Origin of the sequence: Halomonas sp. MES3-P3E (genome assembly GCF_002836035.1) — a bacterium.
Taxonomy (GTDB): Bacteria; Pseudomonadota; Gammaproteobacteria; order Pseudomonadales; family Halomonadaceae; genus Vreelandella; species Vreelandella arctica.
Map to the genome: position 1 here is coordinate 1 of NZ_PJBT01000026.1, position 19,249 is coordinate 19,249.

At 54.5% G+C, this 19,249-nt stretch carries 14 protein-coding genes; 5 read left to right on the plus strand and 9 right to left on the minus strand.

The window, feature by feature from the left end:
* Positions 1-236: 236 nt before the first annotated feature.
* From pssA to rluD, 6 genes are all read right to left on the minus strand, one after another.
* On the minus strand, positions 237-1,127 hold the full coding sequence (pssA, locus tag CXF87_RS08855; protein ID WP_101146381.1) for a CDP-diacylglycerol--serine O-phosphatidyltransferase: 891 nt from the start codon (positions 1,125-1,127) through the stop codon (positions 237-239).
* Positions 1,128-1,326: 199 nt separating this feature from the next.
* Positions 1,327-1,818 (minus strand): acetolactate synthase small subunit, encoded by a 492-nt coding sequence (ilvN, locus tag CXF87_RS08860; protein ID WP_007113940.1) that lies wholly within the window; start codon positions 1,816-1,818, stop codon positions 1,327-1,329.
* Positions 1,818-3,542 (minus strand): acetolactate synthase 3 large subunit, encoded by a 1,725-nt coding sequence (locus CXF87_RS08865; protein WP_101146382.1) that lies wholly within the window; start codon positions 3,540-3,542, stop codon positions 1,818-1,820. Before CXF87_RS08865 ends, ilvN begins: the two co-directional genes overlap by 1 nt.
* 434 nt (positions 3,543-3,976) lie before the next feature.
* Positions 3,977-6,556, minus strand: a complete 2,580-nt coding sequence (gene clpB, locus CXF87_RS08870; RefSeq protein ID WP_101146383.1) for an ATP-dependent chaperone ClpB — start codon at positions 6,554-6,556, stop codon at positions 3,977-3,979.
* Positions 6,557-6,701: 145 nt separating this feature from the next.
* The gene (gene pgeF / locus CXF87_RS08875) at positions 6,702-7,457 is read right to left on the minus strand and encodes a peptidoglycan editing factor PgeF (protein WP_101146384.1); all 756 of its coding nucleotides are present in this window, start codon (positions 7,455-7,457) and stop codon (positions 6,702-6,704) included.
* Positions 7,454-8,413, minus strand: a complete 960-nt coding sequence (rluD, locus tag CXF87_RS08880) for a 23S rRNA pseudouridine(1911/1915/1917) synthase RluD (RefSeq protein ID WP_008959220.1) — start codon at positions 8,411-8,413, stop codon at positions 7,454-7,456. Before rluD ends, pgeF begins: the two co-directional genes overlap by 4 nt.
* Positions 8,414-8,630: 217 nt before the next feature.
* Here rluD and CXF87_RS08885 point away from each other — a divergent pair, with 217 nt between their 5' ends.
* Together CXF87_RS08885 and CXF87_RS08890 are read left to right on the plus strand one after the other, a co-directional pair.
* Positions 8,631-9,446, plus strand: a complete 816-nt coding sequence (locus CXF87_RS08885) for an outer membrane protein assembly factor BamD (protein ID WP_008959221.1) — start codon at positions 8,631-8,633, stop codon at positions 9,444-9,446.
* A gap of 229 nt (positions 9,447-9,675) precedes the next feature.
* The gene (locus tag CXF87_RS08890) at positions 9,676-11,373 is read left to right on the plus strand and encodes a methyl-accepting chemotaxis protein (protein WP_101146385.1); all 1,698 of its coding nucleotides are present in this window, start codon (positions 9,676-9,678) and stop codon (positions 11,371-11,373) included.
* A gap of 38 nt (positions 11,374-11,411) precedes the next feature.
* Here the strand turns inward: CXF87_RS08890 and CXF87_RS08895 are convergent, their stop codons facing one another.
* On the minus strand, positions 11,412-13,046 hold the full coding sequence (locus CXF87_RS08895; protein ID WP_101146386.1) for an NAD+ synthase: 1,635 nt from the start codon (positions 13,044-13,046) through the stop codon (positions 11,412-11,414).
* Positions 13,047-13,182: 136 nt separating this feature from the next.
* On the opposite strand from CXF87_RS08895, the gene CXF87_RS08900 reads away from it, so the two are divergent.
* Positions 13,183-13,455, plus strand: a complete 273-nt coding sequence (locus CXF87_RS08900; protein WP_101146387.1) for a PP0621 family protein — start codon at positions 13,183-13,185, stop codon at positions 13,453-13,455.
* On the opposite strand, the gene thiO is transcribed toward CXF87_RS08900, so the two are convergent.
* Positions 13,452-14,555, minus strand: a complete 1,104-nt coding sequence (gene thiO / locus CXF87_RS08905; protein WP_101146388.1) for a glycine oxidase ThiO — start codon at positions 14,553-14,555, stop codon at positions 13,452-13,454. The two genes, CXF87_RS08900 and thiO, sit on opposite strands and share 4 nt — an antisense overlap.
* 133 nt (positions 14,556-14,688) lie before the next feature.
* On the opposite strand from thiO, the gene CXF87_RS08910 reads away from it, so the two are divergent.
* Positions 14,689-15,225 (plus strand): GspH/FimT family pseudopilin, encoded by a 537-nt coding sequence (locus CXF87_RS08910; RefSeq protein ID WP_101146389.1) that lies wholly within the window; start codon positions 14,689-14,691, stop codon positions 15,223-15,225.
* 22 nt (positions 15,226-15,247) lie between these two features.
* Here CXF87_RS08910 and trxB read toward each other — a convergent pair whose 3' ends face one another.
* Positions 15,248-16,201 carry a thioredoxin-disulfide reductase gene (gene trxB, locus CXF87_RS08915; RefSeq protein WP_101146390.1) on the minus strand — a complete coding sequence of 318 codons (954 nt, stop codon included), beginning with the start codon at positions 16,199-16,201 and terminating at the stop codon, positions 15,248-15,250.
* A gap of 284 nt (positions 16,202-16,485) precedes the next feature.
* Here trxB and acnA point away from each other — a divergent pair, with 284 nt between their 5' ends.
* Positions 16,486-19,218 (plus strand): aconitate hydratase AcnA, encoded by a 2,733-nt coding sequence (gene acnA, locus CXF87_RS08920; protein WP_101146391.1) that lies wholly within the window; start codon positions 16,486-16,488, stop codon positions 19,216-19,218.
* Positions 19,219-19,249: the final 31 nt, after the last annotated feature.

A 19,249-nucleotide genomic window follows, 5' to 3' on the forward strand; every position in this document is an offset into this window, starting at 1 on the left:
GTTGACTTGGCTTGCCGCAGCGAGGAAGGCGTATTCTACGCATTTCCTGGTGGTTGTCAACCGCTGTGTTTAGCGGGTGAAGCGAGCAATGGAACGTGCGCTAACTTCCTGACAAACCAAGGCTTTTACACCTCATTCACCGCTGGTAACGCTTGGCGTCCCCGGCAGCGGATGCGTACTTTACGGTTTCGCGGCCGGGTTGGCAAGAGGTTTATTAAAATGAGTAGGAAAAATTTTTAGTGCTTAGGTTTTGCTTTGCGCATTACGGCCAACACAGGCCCGGAAGCGACATAAGTACCAAACAGTAATAGCAGCATTACTGAAGGTTCAACCGAGATCATCACAAACGCCAACACAATGGCTAACAGCACAACAAAAGGTACCGGCTTTTTAAAATCGAGGTCCTTAAAGCTGTAATAACGGATGTTACTCACCATCAATACGCCTGCTGCTGCCACCACTACCAACATCAACAGTTTGAAACCAAAGGCATCAGCGTCAAAGCTATGGAAGGTCCATACACTCGCGGCTACCAATGCTGCGGCAGAGGGGCTCGGCAAGCCGATAAACCATTTTTTATCCACGCTGCCAATCTGCACATTGAAGCGCGCTAGGCGAAGCGCGGCACAGGCAACATAAAGAAAGGCGACTACCCAGCCGGTTTTACCGATGTCCTGCAGAATCCAGGTAAAAGCGACTAATGCAGGCGCCATCCCAAACGAGATCATATCCGCTAAGCTGTCGTATTCGGCCCCAAACTCACTTTGCGTATTGGTCATTCGCGCAACACGCCCATCCAAGCCATCCAGCACCATCGCAATAAAGATCGCGACGGCAGCTGAGGTAAACTCACCATTAATGCCAGCGACAACCGCAAAGAAACCGGCAAACAGCGCCGAAGTGGTAAATAAGTTAGGAAGTAAATAGATACCACGGCGGCGAATTTTTTTGCCGTCTTCAACAGTCTCCTCAACCACTTCGGTTTCACGCAAGAAGGCAGTCGCCAAATCCTCATTACCAACTACTTCTGATTGGTCAGTACTATCTTGCTGTTCAGCCGTATCAGGCTGGCCTGGATTTGACTGATCAGAGTTTGAGTGCTCTTGATCGCGAGCGTCCTGTGTCATAGGTTTCATCCATTAAAAGTGAAGTCACGGGAACAGTAGTCGCTTTCATTCTACACGGTGAGTGCTACTCAGCCAGCCAATTGCTGCATTGATGCCTTGTGGGAGCTGGCGTTAACGAGCGTTAACAAGCTAATAACTAAAAAGCGCCGCTCTGGGAAAGAAGCGACGCTTATGCTTGAAAGGCTGCGTACTTTCGGGCTTAGAGCGACAAAACCTTATCACCCCGGGCAATTCCCGAAACCCCAGTACGGGCGACTTCAAGAATACCCACCGGCGCCATGGCCTGAAGGAAAGCATCTAGCTTGCCCGCATCGCCGGTGATCTGCACCGTGTACAGGCTTGGCGTCACATCGACGATCTGCGCACGGAAGATATCCACCGTACGTTTCACTTCATCACGCGCCGCACCAAGCGCCTTCACCTTCACCAACATCAATTCGCGTTCGATATGGTTACCTTCGGTGAGATCCACCAGTTTCACCACATCGATCAGCTTATTAAGATGCTTGGTGATCTGCTCTATCACACGGTCATCGCCCACGGTAGTCACCGTTAAGCGCGACAGCGAAGGGTCTTCCGTGGGGGCAACGTTCAGCGTTTCGATGTTGAAGTTACGCTGGGAGAACAACCCGACTACACGTGACAGCGCACCCGGTTCGTTTTCTAACAGAATCGAGATGATATGACGCATCAGGTACGCTCCGTTTTAGACAGCAGCATGTCGCGCATGGCACCTAGCGGTACCTGCATCGGATAGACGTGCTCAAAGGGGTCGACCTTCACGTCAAGAAACACCAGCTCATGCTTATCAGCAAACGCACGCTCTAGCGCTGGCTCAAGCTCGTCAAGCGTATTGACGGTAATCGCGGTGAACCCATATGCCTCAATCAACATATGAAAGTCGGGCAGCGACTCCATATAAGAATGTGCATGACGTGACTTATAGTTCAAATCCTGCCACTGACGCACCATGCCCAGTGATGCATTGTTAAGATTAACGATCTTAACGCCCACCCCGTACTGCTTACAGGTAGAGAGCTCTTGCATCATCATCTGGAAGCTGCCTTCACCGGTGACGCACACCACATCATCATCCGGGTAGTTCTGTTTAATACCCATCGCGGCAGGGAAACCAAACCCCATGGTGCCCAAACCACCGGAGGTAATCAGCCGGTTGGGTTTGTCGAACTTGTAGTACTGAGCAGCGAACATCTGGTGCTGACCAACATCAGTCGTCACATAAGCTTCACCCCGCGTAACACGGCAGAGTGCTTCGATGACTTCCTGTGGCTTCAGCGCTTCGCCGGGCTTGGACGGCTCATAAAGCTTGCCTTCACGGTCGGCGCGCCAGCCGTCAATCTTCTCCCACCACTCCGTCAGTGCTTCAGGATGCGCAATGTTATGCCCCTGCACCAAGCTGATCATCTCATTGATAACGCTGGAAGCCGGGCCAACGATGGGCACATCGGCACGTACCGTTTTAGAGATCGAGCTTGGATCGACATCAACGTGAATGATTTTAGCTGTCGGGCAGAACTTCGACGTGTTATTGGTGACTCGGTCGTCAAAGCGCGCCCCAATGGCAATAATCAGGTCGGCGTGGTGCATGGCCATATTCGACTCATAAGAGCCGTGCATACCTAGCCAGCCCAAGCACTGTCGATCACTTTGCGGATACGCGCCAATGCCCATCAACGTAGTGGTAATCGGATAGCCCAACTGTTTGACCAGATCAGTCAAGCCTTCGCTGGCTTTGCCCGTCACCACGCCGCCACCGGTATAAAACACCGGGCGCTTGGCCTTCAGCATCATTTCGACGGCTTTCTTGATTTGACCGGTATGGCCGCGGGTTACCGGATTGTACGAACGCAGTTTGACCTTTTTCGGGTAAACGTATTCGTAGCGCTCCGTGGGAGCAGTCATGTCTTTTGGGATATCGACCACCACCGGGCCGGGGCGACCGGTCGACGCCAGGTAGAACGCCTTTTTCAACACTTCCGGAATTTCAGACGGGTGACGGATTGAGAAGCTATGTTTCACGATCGGGCGTGTCACACCGACGATATCGGTTTCCTGGAAGGCATCTTCACCAATTAGGTGGCTGGCCACCTGACCACACAGCACTACCATGGGAATGGAATCCATGTAGGCGGTGGCAATACCGGTCACGGCATTCGTGGCACCGGGGCCTGAAGTGACGAGCACGCAGCCCGCTTTGCCCGAGGCGCGAGCATAGCCATCGGCCGCGTGAGTAGCCGCTTGTTCGTGACGCACCAGAATGTGCTTCACCTTGTCCTGGCGGAAGAGTGCATCGTAAATATGCAGCGCTGCACCGCCGGGGTAACCATAAATGTATTCGATGCCCTCATCTTGCAAGAAGCGGGCGATCATATCTGCGCCGGAAAGCAGTTCCACTGTATTTCTCCCCTGGAGGTCTCGAGTGCGATCCGTACCCACACGGGCACGGTGTCGAGTGCGGCGGTATGCCGCTGCCGGCCCTTGCCGGCACCTGATGCCAAACCCTGGCAGTAGGCCCGGTTAGGGCCTGCACTCTTATCACGGCAGTTCGCCGTGTCGGGGCGTTGGCCAGGTTGAGCGGTTAGCCCAAGCCCGGAAGTCCTTCGGCGGGTAGAGGCCTTCGCCTACCCTTCGCGCGGGGATTAGGGGTTGCCCGTTGAGTCCGCGCCCGCAAATCAGGAACCGACAAGATTCCATTAGCGCCCTCAGCCTGTCAACCTCCGATCGGGCCAAACGCAACAAAGGTCGCAAGAAGCCATTAAAAAAGCCCCGCCAGCAACGCTAGCAGGGCTTTTTCCCTATTCAATTGCGCAAAAAGGCGTTGCCAATGATTAGCTAAACACCAACTTGCCTTCTTCTGCCGTGATATGAATGGTATCACCGGGGGTAAATTTACCCCCCAGCAGGTCTTGCGCCAGCGGGTTTTCAATACGGCTTTGAATCGCCCGTTTGAGTGGCCGCGCCCCATAGACAGGGTCAAAACCGACTACCGCCAATTGCGCCATGGCTTCAGGACTGACCTCTAGCTTCAGGTCGTGCTCAGCAAGGCGTAACTTCAAGCGCTCCAACTGAATACCGGCAATCGCCTGGATCTGTTCTTGCCCCAGTGCGTGGAAAACCACTACTTCATCAATACGGTTAATCAGCTCAGGCCGGAAGTGGTTACCCACCACCTCCATGACCATGTTTTTCATTACTTCATAGTCGCTATCATCTCCCCCCATGCGCTGGATAATATCCGAGCCCATGTTGGAGGTCATTACAATCACGGTATTGCGGAAGTCCACCGTGCGACCCTGCCCATCGGTCAAGCGGCCATCCTCCAGCACCTGTAGCAGGATATTGAAGACATCCGGGTGCGCTTTCTCCACCTCATCCAACAGCAGCACCGAGTAAGGCTTGCGCCGTACGGCCTCGGTTAAGTAGCCGCCCTCTTCATAGCCGACGTAGCCAGGAGGGGCTCCGATCAAACGAGCCACGGAGTGCTTCTCCATAAACTCCGACATATCGATACGCACCATCGCTTCTTCGGTATCGAACAGGAAGTTGGCCAGCGACTTACATAGCTCGGTTTTACCTACGCCGGTAGGGCCAAGGAATAGGAATGACCCATTGGGGCGATTGGGATCTGAAAGCCCTGCCCGTGAGCGGCGCACTGCGTTCGCCACCGCCTCAACGGCTTCATCCTGCCCGATAACCCGCTCGTGCAGCGCCTCTTCCATGCGCAATAGTTTATCGCGCTCGCCTTCAAGCATTTTGGAGACCGGGATGCCTGTCCAGCGGGAAACCACTTCAGCGATCTCCTCTTCGGTCACGTTGGAGCGCAGCAATTGGTGGCTTGAGGTATCCGCTTCTCCTTCGCCACTTTCGGCAATTTTCTTTTCGAGTGCTGGAATCTTGCCGTACTGAATTTCCGACATCCGCCCCAGATCACCCTGACGACGCGCCTGTTCTAAATCTAGGCGAGCCTGCTCAAGGTCGGCTTTAAACTGAGCCGCCCCCTGTATACTGGCTTTTTCAGCTTTCCAGATTTCATCCAGGTCTGCGTATTCGCGTTCTAGCTCGTGAATCTGGGCGCTCAAAGCTTCCAAGCGTTTTTTGCTCGCCTCATCGGTCTCTTTCTTGAGCGCTTCTCGCTCCATCTTGAACTGAATCAAGCGGCGATCTAGGCGGTCCATCGACTCTGGCTTTGAGTCCAGCTCCATACGAATACGCGACGCGGCTTCATCAATCAGGTCAATGGCTTTGTCTGGCAACTGCCGATCTGAGATATAGCGCGTCGAGAGCTTGGCCGCCGCAATAATCGCCGAGTCGGTAATATCCACGCCATGGTGTACTTCGTAGCGCTCTTTCAGGCCGCGCAGAATCGCCACGGTGTCCTCTTCGGAAGGCTCATCCACCAACACCTTCTGGAAGCGGCGCTCTAGCGCGGCGTCTTTCTCGATATACTTACGATACTCATCAAGGGTGGTCGCACCGACGCAGTGCAGCTCACCGCGAGCCAGGGCAGGCTTGAGCATATTGCCTGCATCCATGGCGCCTTCGGCTTTGCCTGCGCCGACCATGGTGTGCAGTTCATCGATAAACAGAATTACCCGCCCCTCTTCCTGAGAGAGCTCTTTAAGCACCGCTTTCAGGCGTTCTTCAAACTCACCTCGGAACTTGGCGCCCGCCAGCAGCGAGCCCATATCCAACGAGAGCACGCGCTTATCTTTTAACCCTTCAGGCACTTCGCCGTTAACGATACGCTGGGCCAACCCCTCGACAATGGCGGTTTTACCCACGCCCGGCTCACCGATTAAAACCGGGTTGTTTTTAGTACGCCGCTGCAGTACTTGAATCGTACGGCGAATTTCGTCGTCGCGACCAATCACCGGATCCAGCTTGCCGTCCAGCGCACGCTGGGTAAGATCCATGGTGTATTTGTTCAACGCTTCACGCTGATCTTCGGCGTTAGCATCGTCCACCGTGGCGCCGCCGCGTAGGCTATTGATAGCCGCTTCGAGGGATTTGCGATTAATACCTGCGTCTTTCAGCAGTTTGGTGAGGGCCGAGTTCATCTCAAGCGCTGCCAGCAGCACTAGCTCACTGGCAATAAACTGATCGCCGCGCTTTTGCGCTTCACGGTCAGTTAAGTTGAACAGCTTGATAAAGTCCCGCGATGGCTGCACTTCACCATCGAACTGGCCTACCTTGGGTAAATTATCCAGTTGCTGTATCAACCCATCGCGCAGACGCGAGGGACTCCCCTCGGCTTTTTCAATCAGGGCTTTAATACCGGTGTCTTTGGTATCGAGCAGAGCCAGCAGCAAATGAGCGGGATCTAGCTGATTATGGCCGCGACCAACGGCCAGTGACTGCGCCTCGGCAATCGCGCTTTGGAGCTTGGCGGTAAATTTATCAAAACGCATGAAATTCCTCCTGGGGGTACCGTGCGTTTGGACGCACCGCGTAACCCGGCAACCTGTCGTTGAACGTGCTAAACCACGATTAGCTTGACAAGTTAAATGGCGTCAGTTCCATGCTTTTCAAGAGGTGTGTGAACAAACCACTGGTTTAATTGATCCAGATCACACTGGCCATGCGGCCGGTTTTACCGCCATCGCGACGGTAGGAGTAGAATCGCGACTCGCAGGCAGTACAGAAGTGGCCGCCACTTATATTGTTTACGCCTAGTGCTTCCAAACGAAACCGCGCCAACCGGTACAAGTCGGCCATGTAATGACCCAGCCGGTAGGGACTATGATCAAAAGCGTCGGCGATGTCAGGATGCACTGCCACAAAGGCACCATAGACCTCCGGGCCAACCTCAAACTGAGCGTTGGAAATCGCGGGGCCCAACCACACAAGGATGTCCTCGGGATCGGTATTCATTGCAGCAATCGTCGCCTCCAGCACGCCACCTGCCAAACCACGCCACCCCGCATGGGCAACGGCGACCTGGGTTCCAGCGCGATTGCACAGCATGACCGGCAGGCAATCTGCTGTCAGCACCACACAGGCGTACTCATTAGACGTAGCAATGGCAGCATCCGCATCGGCGACGTTAGGTTCGAAAACCTGCTGAACGCGGGCACCGTGGGTCTGGTTAAGCCACAGTAGCGGTCGCTCATCCCCGATCTCTTTTTGCAACAGGCGGCGACATAGTGCGACATGGTCGGGGTTATCACCGACATGATCAGCTGTGTTGAAGGCGGCGAAATCCCCCTGGCTAGGCCCCGATTCACGGGTGGTCACAAAGGCTCTTACATTGGCCGGCGCTGGCCAGTCAGGCATTAAAAGCGTCGGCCTTAAATTAATGGCATCGCTCATCTCATCGTCTCGTTATCTTCGCGCAGGTAATCCAACAACATTAGCAAATCATCGGGGAGATCGACCTGAAAAGTAACAGTTTCGCCACTGACCGGATGCTTGAAAATCAACTTCCGCGCATGTAGCGCCTGACGCGGAAACTCGCGCAAGATCTCCTTCAATGGCTCCGCAGCGCCTGGCGGCAGCTTGGCTCGGCCGCCATACATGGGATCACCAATCAACGGATAGCGAGCATGGGCCATATGTACCCGAATTTGGTGGGTACGCCCGGTTTCTAATTTGCACCGCACATGAGTATGCGCACGAAACCGCTCGACCACACGGAAATGGGTAATGGCTGGCTTACCTGCTGTGGTCACCGCTTGGCGCTTACGATCTTTCGGATGACGGCCAATAGGCGCATCAATGGTACTGCCAGAGACCGGCTTACCAATCACCACCGCGTCGTACTGGCGCGACACGCTGCGTGCCTGCAACTGATCCACCAGAACAGTTTGAGCGGGTAGCGTTTTCGCCACCATCATCAAGCCGGTGGTATCTTTATCCAGGCGGTGAACGATACCCGCACGTGGCACTTCAGCAAGCGCCGGGTGATGGTAAAGCAAGGCATTGAGCAGCGTGCCATCCGGGTTGCCTGCAGCGGGATGAACGACCATACCCGCCGCTTTATTAATGACGATTACCGCGTCATCTTCATACACGATATCCAGCGCGATATCCTGCGCTTCAAAGCGCGTATCGTCTTCGATGGTGGCCTGCAGTGCCAACACTTCATCACCGTGCAGCTTGGCTTTCGGCTTGGCTTGCACGCCATCCACGGTTAATTCACCGGCATTAATCCACGCTTTTAAGCGTTCACGTGAGTAATCGCTGAACAACTCCGCCGCCGCTTGGTCTAACCGCGCACCGGCCAGTGTGGCGGGCACACGCTGCGTGTCTTCAACTATTCGAGACATGAAAAACCTCTTTAAAGCGCGAAAAAAACCCCAGCAAGGCGAAAAATCAGCCTCAGCATGGAAAAATCAATATTGACGGCACCTGACGAAACGTCGCTAAGCCTGCGTTTTATGTCGAGGTGTTTTATAGTGGGCGGACTGCGACCTATTCTACCATTTCTACTTATGGCCATCGCCGCTTTTTGGTGATTGAGGCTTGTTTGCAACGAGGATGAAGATGCGCGTTTTTTCAGCTGCCAACCGCTTTGGTGCTCTAGCCCTAAGCCTTGCCCTTTTAGCGGGCTGTGCGAGTAACGACACCAGTGAAGAAGAGGAAGATGAATTTGCTGGGGTACAAGAGCGCGAGCTCTATGAATTGGCCCGCACGGCCTTAGACAGCAACCGTTACCCGATCGCGATTGAGCGTTTGGAAGCGCTTGATACACGCTATCCCTTTGGCGCCCACGCTGAGCAGGCACAGCTTGAGCTGATCTATGCCTACTATGAAAACAGTAATTGGGAAGAAGCCCGGGCAGCGGCCAGCCGCTTTATTCGCCTTCACCCCGACCACCCCCAGGTAGACTACGCCTACTATCTTCGCGGCCTTTCGGCGTGGCAAGCAGGCCGTTTCAGCTTAGAGCGCCTGCGCCTGATCGACATCTCCAAGCGCGATCTGGGCGCCTCGCGGGATGCTTACAATGATTTCCGCGAGCTGATCCAGCGTTACCCGCAGAGTGAATATGCGCCGGATGCCCAGCAGCGCATCGTCTATCTACGTGAGCTAATGGCCCGCCATGAACTGCATGTCGCCGACTATTACCTGCGCCGCGGGGCCTATTTGGCAGCAGTTGAACGCGGCCGCTGGGTCGTCGAAAACTATCCTGAATCAAGCGCCACCCGGGATGCCCTAGCCACCATGGTGGAAGGCTATCAAGGCTTGGACATGGATGATCGCGCCAATGAGGTGCTAGCTGTACTGCGCGAAAACGCGCCTGACCACGAACAGCTGCAGGGCAGCCGTTTTGTTCCCAAGCATTTAGGCCAAGATGATTGAGCCTATAAACATGCTGCAACAATAAAAGCGGTACACATCCGCAAAAAACCACGCCTCGGCGTGGTTTTTTGCATTAAAAGAAAACAGTCCATTGATGAAAGGAGATTTAAGGGAAAATTACTACACTGCCATATAATACAAAACACCCTATGTACAACTATTGTACAAAAAGCTATCATCATCGCCCCTATAAAATAAAGCGTCTAAAAGGCGACTAAGGCGATATTCAATGCTGTTAACCATGTCCGGCACTAAAATCAGTACCCGATTAGCCGTAGGGTTTTCTGCCCTCCTAGGGTTATTGGTTTTGTTAACAGCCGTGGGAATTTACCAAGTCAATCAAATTGACCGTGGCCTAACCACCATTAACGATGTCAACGGTACTAAACAGCGTTTTGCAGTGGACTGGCGCGGTAGCGTACATGATCGCGCTATTGTATTGCGTGACATTGTTATTACCTCAGGGGATGGCAACCTGGGTACGCTAGAGAGCGAAATACAGCGCCTTCGAGATGCTTACAGTGTTGCAGAAACAGGTATGCAGCAAGTAACCAGCCAGCACGCTGGCAGTCCGCAAGAAAAGAGTATTGTTAACAGTATTAATGACCAAGCGGAGATCACACGAACCTTAACTGAGCAGGTTATTGCCGCCCGCCAAGCGGATGAGTATGCAAATGCTCAAACGATGCTGCTCGAACAAGCAGGCCCCGCCTACACAGAGTGGCTAAACCGCATTAATCAGTTTATCGACCTACAACAAGAATTAAACGATGCGACCACCACTGACGCTCGCGACACCGCTTCCGGCTTTCAAATGCAGATGCTGGGCCTGACACTGTTTGCATTGCTAATTGGAGGATTTATTGCCGTGTTCTTGTCCCGCCAGCTGCTGCGTGAGCTAGGTGCCGAACCCCACGAAGTCAAAGCGTTTGCAGAAGCTATTGGGCGTGGTGAATTAACCAGCCAAGGGCAACTCAAAAAGGGCGATACACGTAGCATTATGGCGTCTCAGGTTGCCATGGCACATCAATTACAAACTATTGTGACGCAGGTTCGCGCCTCTGCAGAGGCAGTTGCCAGCAATAGCGAGCAAATTGCTGAAGGTAATAATGACCTCTCCTCACGTACTGGACAGCAGGCAAGCGCATTGGCCGAGACGGCCTCTGCCATGGAGCAGCTCAATAGCACTGTAAAACTTAACGCCGAGAACTCAGAACAGGCAAGCCAAGAAGCGACGAGCGCTTCACGCACCGCTACTCGCGGCGGGGAAGCAGTTCATCAGGTGGTAGACACCATGAACGATCTGAATAAAAGCTCACAGGAAATTTCAGGCATCATTTCGACGATTGATTCAATCGCTTTTCAAACCAATATCCTGGCCCTTAACGCATCGGTCGAAGCTGCCCGCGCTGGCGAACACGGGCGTGGTTTTGCGGTCGTTGCTGAAGAAGTTCGCAGGCTTGCCCAGCGCAGTGCCGACGCTGCCCGGGAAATCAACAACCTGATCTCCAAGAATCTAGAGCGGGTTAACCATGGCAATGAACGCGCCGAAGAAGCCAGCAAATCAACCGTTGAAATTGTGGCGGCCATCGAGCGCGTGAATAGCATCATGAAAGAAATTAGTAATGCCAGTGCCGAGCAGAGCACTGGCGTGCAAGAAGTAGGTAGAGCAGTGACCGAGATGGATCACGTAACCCAACAGAACGCTGCTCTGGTACAAGAGAGCGCCACCGCCGCCAACAACCTGCGTCAAAACGCTCACTCTCTGCTGCATGCCATGGAAGTCTTCAAACTGCCTGACTCCCCCCAAAACGTACAGGCGCCGCGTACCGCATTGGCACCTGTGCGTGCTCATTCGTCTAATACGATGGGTACACTGCCTGCTGCAAAAGCTCAGCAGGCCGAACCTGAGTGGGAAAGTTTTTAAGATACCTCAACAGCGTCTTTATGAATCGCTAAGTTTGATCACGCGCCGGGCTGCCAGCCATTAACAATCGGGTAGCGGCGGTCCCGGCCAAAACCGCGTGGCGTCACCCGAACGCCAATCGGGGCTTGGCGGCGCTTATACTCGCAGCGGTCGACGAGCTTAACCACTTTATAAACGTCTTCCTCGTCAAAACCAGCGGCAATAATTGCCTCAGCGCTCATATCGCCTTCAATATAGCTGACTAAGATCGCGTCGAGCACATCGTAATCGGGCAAGGAATCGCTATCTTGTTGATCAGGCGCCAGCTCGGCACTGGGTGGCCGCTCGATCACCCGCTCAGGAATGGCAGGTGATTGCGTGTTGCGCCAGCGGGCAAGGCGATAAACCCAGGTTTTATACACATCCTTAATGGCGTTATAGCCGCCCACCATATCCCCATACAGCGTGGCATAACCCACCGCCATTTCGCTCTTGTTGCCGGTGGTCAGCACCATCAAGCCTTTCTTATTGGAAATCGCCATTAGCAGCACACCGCGGCAGCGCGACTGCAGGTTTTCCTCGGTAGTATCGCGTTCCGTACCGGCAAAGCTCTCAGCAAGCGTCCCCATAAAGGCTTCGACCATGGGCTCAATCGGCATGATCTCGTAGTGCACGCCGAGCATATTGGCCTGCTCTGCAGCGTCCTGCTTGGAAATATCCGCCGTGTAGTGGTACGGCATCATCACCGCTTGCACCCGCTGAGGGCCTAGCGCATCAACCGCAATCGCCAGCGAAAGCGCAGAATCAATGCCGCCGGAAAGCCCCAGCACCACACCATCAAAACCGCTCTTGTTGACGTAATCGCGCAGCCCGGTCACGAGCGCACAGTAAAGGCTCTCTTCCGGTTCTACCTCCGGGTCAATCTCTCCGGCTTGGGGTTCCCACACCGTCGCGCTGGTTTGCAAAAACTGAACCGGCATCAGGCCTGCCTGCCAATACGGTGCCAGCACCTGTAACTCACCGCTGGCGTTAACGCAGCAAGAGCCGCCATCAAAGACAAGTTCATCTTGGCCACCGATGGTGTTCACATACACAATTGGAAGCTGCGTATCCTGGGCGTGTTTCTCCAACAGGCGCAGCCGTTCCGCGGGCTTATCCTGGTGATAAGGAGAGGCGTGCAAGGAGACCAGCACCTCAGCGCCCGCTTCCGCGGCGGCCTTTACCGGCGCGCCATCCCATAGGTCTTCGCAGATCACGATGCCCAGTTTGGCGCCTTTATGCTCATACACCAGCGTTTCAGTGCCGGGTGTGAAATAGCGCTGCTCATCGAACACTTGGTAGTTAGGCAGCGCCTGCTTGGCGTATTCAGCTTCCCACTGGCCGTTGTAGAGCACCCCAGCCAAGTTGTAACAGCGACCTTCGCGAACCCCTGGGTAGCCAATAATCACCAGCACATCGCGGGCAACTTTTGATGCCATTAGCGCGCGTGCTTCACGTAGGCGGGTTTCCATTGAGGGGCGCAGCAGCAAATCTTCCGGCGGGTAGCCCGACAAAAAAAGCTCAGGAAAGACAACAATATCTGCCCCATGCTCAATCCGTGCTTCGCGCACTGCTTCAATCGCGCGTGCGGCATTGCCGGGAATATCCCCGACCAGAGGATCGAGTTGGGCCATTACCAGCGTTAAGTCTTGCATGGGCGTCAAAATCTCTTGAGAATCTTTGAAATAGGGTTACACCGTCATCGTCGTATTGTCCCGCAAGGGCCGCCAACTGGCAAAGGCCATGCGTCAATCCCAAGCCTCGTTCCCTCATTCGGGAGACAAAATAAGGATGAACCTCTTGATCATTCGGCTGATTATCTTCGCCGTTGTATTTTATGCCGGTTTAAAGCTCTACGGCATCTACCGACAACGTAAACTTGAGCATGAAGCGCAGCACAAACAAGTCAATCGCCATGAAGGCGGTAAAATGGTGCGCTGCCGCTGGTGTGAAGTGCACGTACCTGAAGATGAAGCGCTGCGCGACCACGAGCAGTGGTTCTGCTCCAGCGCGCACCGTGACCGCTTTTTACAGGAGCAGCAGGAAAAAGACGGCGCGCCTTAAGCCTGAATAAGCCGCTCGGGCGTGGGCTGGTAAGGCGCGGGGTCGATCAATGGCTCGCGCCCAAGCAGCTGATCCGCCAATAAATGAGTCGAGGCAGGCGCCAATACCAAGCCATTACGATAGTGCCCCGCATTGATGTATACGTTAGGCCATTCTTGAAGGGCACCGATGAAAGGAATGCCCGCCGGCGAACCAGGGCGAAGCCCGGCCCATTGATGCGCTACCGGGCAGGTTGCCAAGGCAGGCAGAATGGCTTCGGCGCTGTGTTTTAGCGATGCCAGGGCTGCCGCGTCGGTGGTCTTATCAAATCCAGCTTCCTCTAACGTAGAGCCGACTAACAGCAACCCGTCTGCACGCGGAATAATATAACGCCCATCTTTTAACACCACACGCTGCACTAACCCTTTGGGTGCCTGGTAAGCGATCATCTGCCCTTTTACCGGCCTTACCGGCAGCTGTACATTTAGCTGCGCCAATAGTTGAGCAGCCCAGGCTCCGCCGCACACCACAATGCGCCCAGCAATTAACGGCCCTTGTGAGCTAACCACGCCCTCCACTTGGCCATCCTTTTGGATAAAGCCACTAACCTCGCACTGCTCTCTCAGCGTTACCTGAGGCATCGCCGTTAGCCGCGCCTTCAACGCTTTGGCTAAACGCGGGTTACGCACACTGCCCAGCGTCGGCATCCATAGCGCGCTGTCGCCCGCCATTGCCACGCCAGGCTCTTTATCGTGGACGAAATCTGCCCCCACCCGCTCTAGCGGTTTGCCCAGCTGTCGAGCCCAGCACAGAGCATTATCGGCGTCATCTACGTTCAGGTAGAGCAGCCCTCTTTGGCGATACTCAGGATCAATGCCTGTCTCTTCCAGCAAGCGTAAAGCCAACGAGGGGTAAACCCCTTCCGACCAGCGTGATAATTGCGATATCGCAGCATCGTATCGCCACGGATAAAGCGGTGAGACGATACCGCCACCGGCCCACGAGGCCTCTTTACCGCACTCGCCACGATCCACCAGCGTGACCTGCTGACCCGCATCGGCTAGCTGCAGCGCCGTCATCATGCCGATCACGCCGCCACCAATAATTAAGAAATCGCTCACAACATTGTCCGTTTTGGCTTACATAAAAAAGAGTGGCTATCGCCTAGGCTGATTAATCCACCCGCTGATCATGGCCGTTGACACCGGGCATGAGCTTAGCGCGGGCAATAACAAGGTCAAGTAAGGAGAGGCGATGAACGATGGCCATAACGGCACACGCACGCTACCTGAAAGCGGGTTTACGTTGCTTGAGCTACTGATCACACTGCTGTTAGTTGGCATTATGGCCGCCTGGGGGCTACCTAATTTTCAAGCATTGGGTGAGCGAACCGCGCAGACCAGTGAAATCAATCGATTACAAAGCGCGTTTTCATTAGCGCGCAATACGGCCATCAGCCAGCGTCGCCAGATCACGCTTTGCCCGGCGGCTGAGGACCGCACGGCATGCAGTAGCGAATGGGGCGGTGAGCTTATGATCGTAAAGGGGGATCAAACAGATAACGTTCAAGCCGACGATATTTTGCGCGTTATGCCTGCCGAGCGAGGCACCCAAGTAACTTACAGCCGGGGCTGGTCGCGCATTCGCTACAGCTCATTGGGCTATACCAGCGGTTATAACGGCAGTTTTGCTATTTGTTCAGGTAACGGTGCCGAAGAGTCGCAGGGGAAAAAACTAGTGCTGAGCCAGTTGGGGCGTCTGAGAATCGCTGAAGCGCCTATCGATTGCTAGGCGCTTCAGTCAGAGTGCAACGTTACCCGGCAATGCCGTCTAAATAACGCTCGGCATCCAGCGCCGCCATACAGCCGCTACCGGCAGAGGTGATCGCTTGGCGATAAATGTGATCCATTACATCGCCGCAGGCAAACACGCCGGGCACGCTGGTGGCGGTGGCATTACCTTCAAGACCAGCGTTCACTTTAATATAACCACCGTTCATGGCTAGCTGACCTTCAAAAATGCCGGTGTTGGGGCTATGACCAATGGCGATGAAAAGCCCAGGCGCATGGATCTCTTTGCTGGAACCATCTTTAGTGGACTTAACTCGCACCCCAGTAACGCCCGAGTTATCGCCGAGTACTTCCTCGACTTCCTGGAACCACTCAAGGACGATCTTGCCGGCCGCGGCTTTCTCAAGCAGTTTATCCTGCAGAATCTTTTCTGCCCGCAGCGTATCCCGGCGGTGGACCAGCGTTACTTTAGAAGCAATGTTAGAGAGATAGAGCGCTTCTTCCACGGCGGTGTTACCACCACCGACGACAATGACTTCCTGATTGCGATAGAAAAAGCCATCGCAGGTCGCGCAGGCAGAAACCCCTTGGCCCATAAACTGCTGCTCGGTGGGCAAACCCAGGTAACGGGCACTGGCACCAGTGGCGACAATGAGCGCATCGCAGGTATAAATGCCGCTGTCGCCTTTCAACGTAAAGGGTTTTTCGCCTAAGCTAACCTCATTGATATGGTCAAACAGCACTTCGGTATTAAAGCGTTCAGCGTGCTGTTTCATGCGCTCCATCAACTCGGGGCCTTGGACACCTTGCGCATCGCCCGGCCAGTTATCGACATCCGTTGTGGTGGTCAATTGTCCACCCGCCTGGATACCGGTGATCAGCAATGGCTTCAAGTTTGCCCGTGCGGCATACACAGCGGCCGTATAGCCTGCCGGGCCGGATCCAAGAATAATCAAACGCTCATGACGAGTTTCCATGACACCACCTTGTAAAGATCTGACTGATAGCTTTATTGATAGCTGGGTAAAAGCTTTATAAAAAATTAGGCACAGAGTCTGCCTGAAATGGTGCCAAGTACAAGCTATTGCAAGGTTTCATCTACGCTATTAGGCGAAGAAACCTTGAAAGAGACGATGCAAACACCCATGTGTTATTACTAAATCACGCCATACTGGGGTAAGCCATACTAGGGTAATCAATACGACAGGAAGATCGTGACCGTCACGCTGAGGGCAACACTCAGCAATCAGAGGAGAGACCCATGAGCAAGACACCCGATACGCTAAGCACCTTAGAGGTGGGCAGTAAAACGTACCACTATTACAGCCTACCCAAAGCGGCAGAGGCACTGGGCAGCATTGACCGGCTTCCCAAGACGCTCAAAATCCTACTCGAAAATCAGCTGCGCTTCGGCGATGACGAAAGTGTGGCTGAAGAAGACATGCAGGCCCTGGTCGACTGGCAGGAAGAAGGTTATTCCAGCCGTGAAATAGGCTACCGGCCGGCACGTGTCTTAATGCAAGATTTCACCGGCGTCCCTGGCGTGGTGGATTTAGCCTCTATGCGCGCTGCTGTCGAAAGCCTTGGCGAAGACCCAGCCAAGATCAACCCGCTATCACCGGTCGACCTGGTCATTGACCACTCGGTAATGGTCGACAAATTTGGTAACCCCGCCGCGTTCCAAGAGAACGTGGATATCGAAATGCAGCGCAACCGTGAGCGCTATGAGTTTCTGCGCTGGGGTCAGCAGGCATTCGATAACTTTAGCGTAGTACCGCCTGGCACCGGCATTTGCCACCAGGTCAACCTGGAGTATCTAGGCAGAGCGGTATGGACCAAAGACGAAGACGGCAAAACCTTCGCCTACCCCGACACGCTCGTGGGCACCGACTCTCACACCACGATGATCAATGGCCTGGGCGTACTTGGCTGGGGTGTGGGCGGTATCGAAGCCGAAGCAGCCATGCTCGGTCAGCCGGTATCAATGCTGATTCCCGAAGTCATTGGCTTTAAATTGACGGGCAAGCTACGCGAAGGCATTACCGCCACTGACTTAGTACTAACCGTTACCGAAATGCTGCGTAAAAAAGGCGTGGTAGGTAAATTTGTTGAGTTCTACGGCGACGGCTTGAAAGACCTGCCCCTGGCGGATCGCGCGACAATTGCCAATATGGCGCCTGAGTATGGTGCTACCTGCGGTTTCTTCCCGGTAGACGATGAAACGCTAAACTATATGCGCCTAACCGGGCGTGAAGATGAGCAAATTGCGCTGGTTGAAGCCTATAGCAAAGCCCAAGGGCTGTGGCGCGAACCCAGCGATGAGCCGATCTTCACCGATGCGCTGGAACTGGACATGACCGAGGTGGAAGCCAGTCTGGCTGGCCCCAAACGCCCGCAAGACCGTGTCGCTCTACAGGATATGGCGGCAGCCTTCGACAAGTTCATGCAGCAAGACGTCAAAGCAGATTCAACCGCTAAAGGGAAACTCTCCTCTGAAGGCGGTCAAACCGCGGTCGGTGTGGAACGCAGCTTTGAACACGACACTAGCCAAGCCGTTAAACTTAATGACCAGGACTTTAGCCTCGACCCTGGCGCGGTGGTAATTGCGGCCATTACGTCGTGTACTAACACCTCCAACCCCAGTGTGATGATGGCAGCGGGCTTGCTGGCCCGTAAAGCACGCGAAAAAGGCCTAACCACTCAGCCTTGGGTGAAGACATCATTGGCCCCCGGCTCCAAAGTCGTCACCGATTATTTGGAAGCCGCTGGGTTAAACGATGACCTGGATGCACTGGGTTTCAACCTGGTCGGCTACGGTTGCACTACCTGTATCGGTAATTCCGGCCCCCTACCTGACGAGATTGAGCAAGCCATTAACGATGGTGACCTTGCCGTCGCTTCGGTGCTGTCTGGTAACCGGAACTTCGAAGGCCGCGTTCACCCGCTGGTCAAAACCAACTGGCTGGCCTCGCCGCCCCTGGTGGTCGCCTACGCCCTGGCCGGTAATGTTCAGCGTGACCTCACCAAGGAACCCATTGGCAAAGACAGCAGCGGCGAACCTGTCTATCTCAAAGACATTTGGCCCACTCAAGCAGAGATCGCCAGTGCCGTTGAGAAAGTCAATACCGCGATGTTCCGTAAAGAGTACGGCGCGGTATTTGAGGGTGATGAGGTCTGGAAAGCCATCGACGTTTCAGAGAGCAAGGTCTATCAGTGGCCTGAATCGACCTACATTCAGCACCCGCCCTTCTTTGAAGGCATGGGCCGTGAGCCGGATGCCATCGAAGATGTGCACAACGCTCGTGTACTAGCGATGCTAGGCGACTCGGTGACCACCGACCATATCTCCCCAGCGGGCGCCATCAAGCCCGACAGCCCAGCAGGTCGTTACTTGCAAGAGCACGGCGTTAAGCCGGTCGACTTCAACTCCTACGGTTCACGCCGGGGTAACCATGAAGTCATGATGCGCGGCACCTTCGCCAACGTGCGGATCAAAAACGAGATGCTCGATGGCGTTGTCGGTGGTGAAACCCGCCACGTCCCCAGCGGCGAACAGATGGCTATTTATGACGCGGCCATGAAGTACAAAGAGGAAGGCAAGCCGCTGGTCGTGATTGCCGGGAAAGAGTACGGCACCGGCTCTTCACGGGATTGGGCAGCCAAAGGCACACGCTTGCTGGGCGTTCGCGCGGTGATCGCCGAATCCTTTGAGCGCATCCACCGCTCTAACCTGATCGGCATGGGCGTTGTACCGCTACAGTTTGCCGAGGGGGAAAGCCGCCAAACGTTAGGATTAACGGGCGATGAAGAAATTTCGATTGCCGGTTTAAGCGATTTGACGCCGGGTGGCACCGTCAAAGTCGTGATCAAAAATGCCGACGGAGAACGTAGCGTTGATGCCAAGTGCCGAATTGACACGGTAAACGAGCTGGCTTACTACCGCCACGGTGGTATCCTTCACTACGTGCTGCGCAAGATGATCGGCGCAGCCTAAGGGTAAAACCTACCAATGCTTGCAGCCCCCA

Coding starts and splice junctions, on each gene's coding strand:
- CXF87_RS08900 (WP_101146387.1), top strand. CDS start 13,183: ATGAACCTCTTGATCATTCGGCTGATTATCTTCGCCGTTGTATTTTAT.
- CXF87_RS08910 (WP_101146389.1), top strand. CDS start 14,689: ATGAACGATGGCCATAACGGCACACGCACGCTACCTGAAAGCGGGTTT.
- rluD (WP_008959220.1), bottom strand. CDS start 8,413: ATGTCTCGAATAGTTGAAGACACGCAGCGTGTGCCCGCCACACTGGCC.
- trxB (WP_101146390.1), bottom strand. CDS start 16,201: ATGGAAACTCGTCATGAGCGTTTGATTATTCTTGGATCCGGCCCGGCA.
- CXF87_RS08895 (WP_101146386.1), bottom strand. CDS start 13,046: ATGCAAGACTTAACGCTGGTAATGGCCCAACTCGATCCTCTGGTCGGG.
- clpB (WP_101146383.1), bottom strand. CDS start 6,556: ATGCGTTTTGATAAATTTACCGCCAAGCTCCAAAGCGCGATTGCCGAG.
- acnA (WP_101146391.1), top strand. CDS start 16,486: ATGAGCAAGACACCCGATACGCTAAGCACCTTAGAGGTGGGCAGTAAA.
- CXF87_RS08890 (WP_101146385.1), top strand. CDS start 9,676: ATGCTGTTAACCATGTCCGGCACTAAAATCAGTACCCGATTAGCCGTA.
- ilvN (WP_007113940.1), bottom strand. CDS start 1,818: ATGCGTCATATCATCTCGATTCTGTTAGAAAACGAACCGGGTGCGCTG.
- pgeF (WP_101146384.1), bottom strand. CDS start 7,457: ATGAGCGATGCCATTAATTTAAGGCCGACGCTTTTAATGCCTGACTGG.
- pssA (WP_101146381.1), bottom strand. CDS start 1,127: ATGACACAGGACGCTCGCGATCAAGAGCACTCAAACTCTGATCAGTCA.
- CXF87_RS08885 (WP_008959221.1), top strand. CDS start 8,631: ATGCGCGTTTTTTCAGCTGCCAACCGCTTTGGTGCTCTAGCCCTAAGC.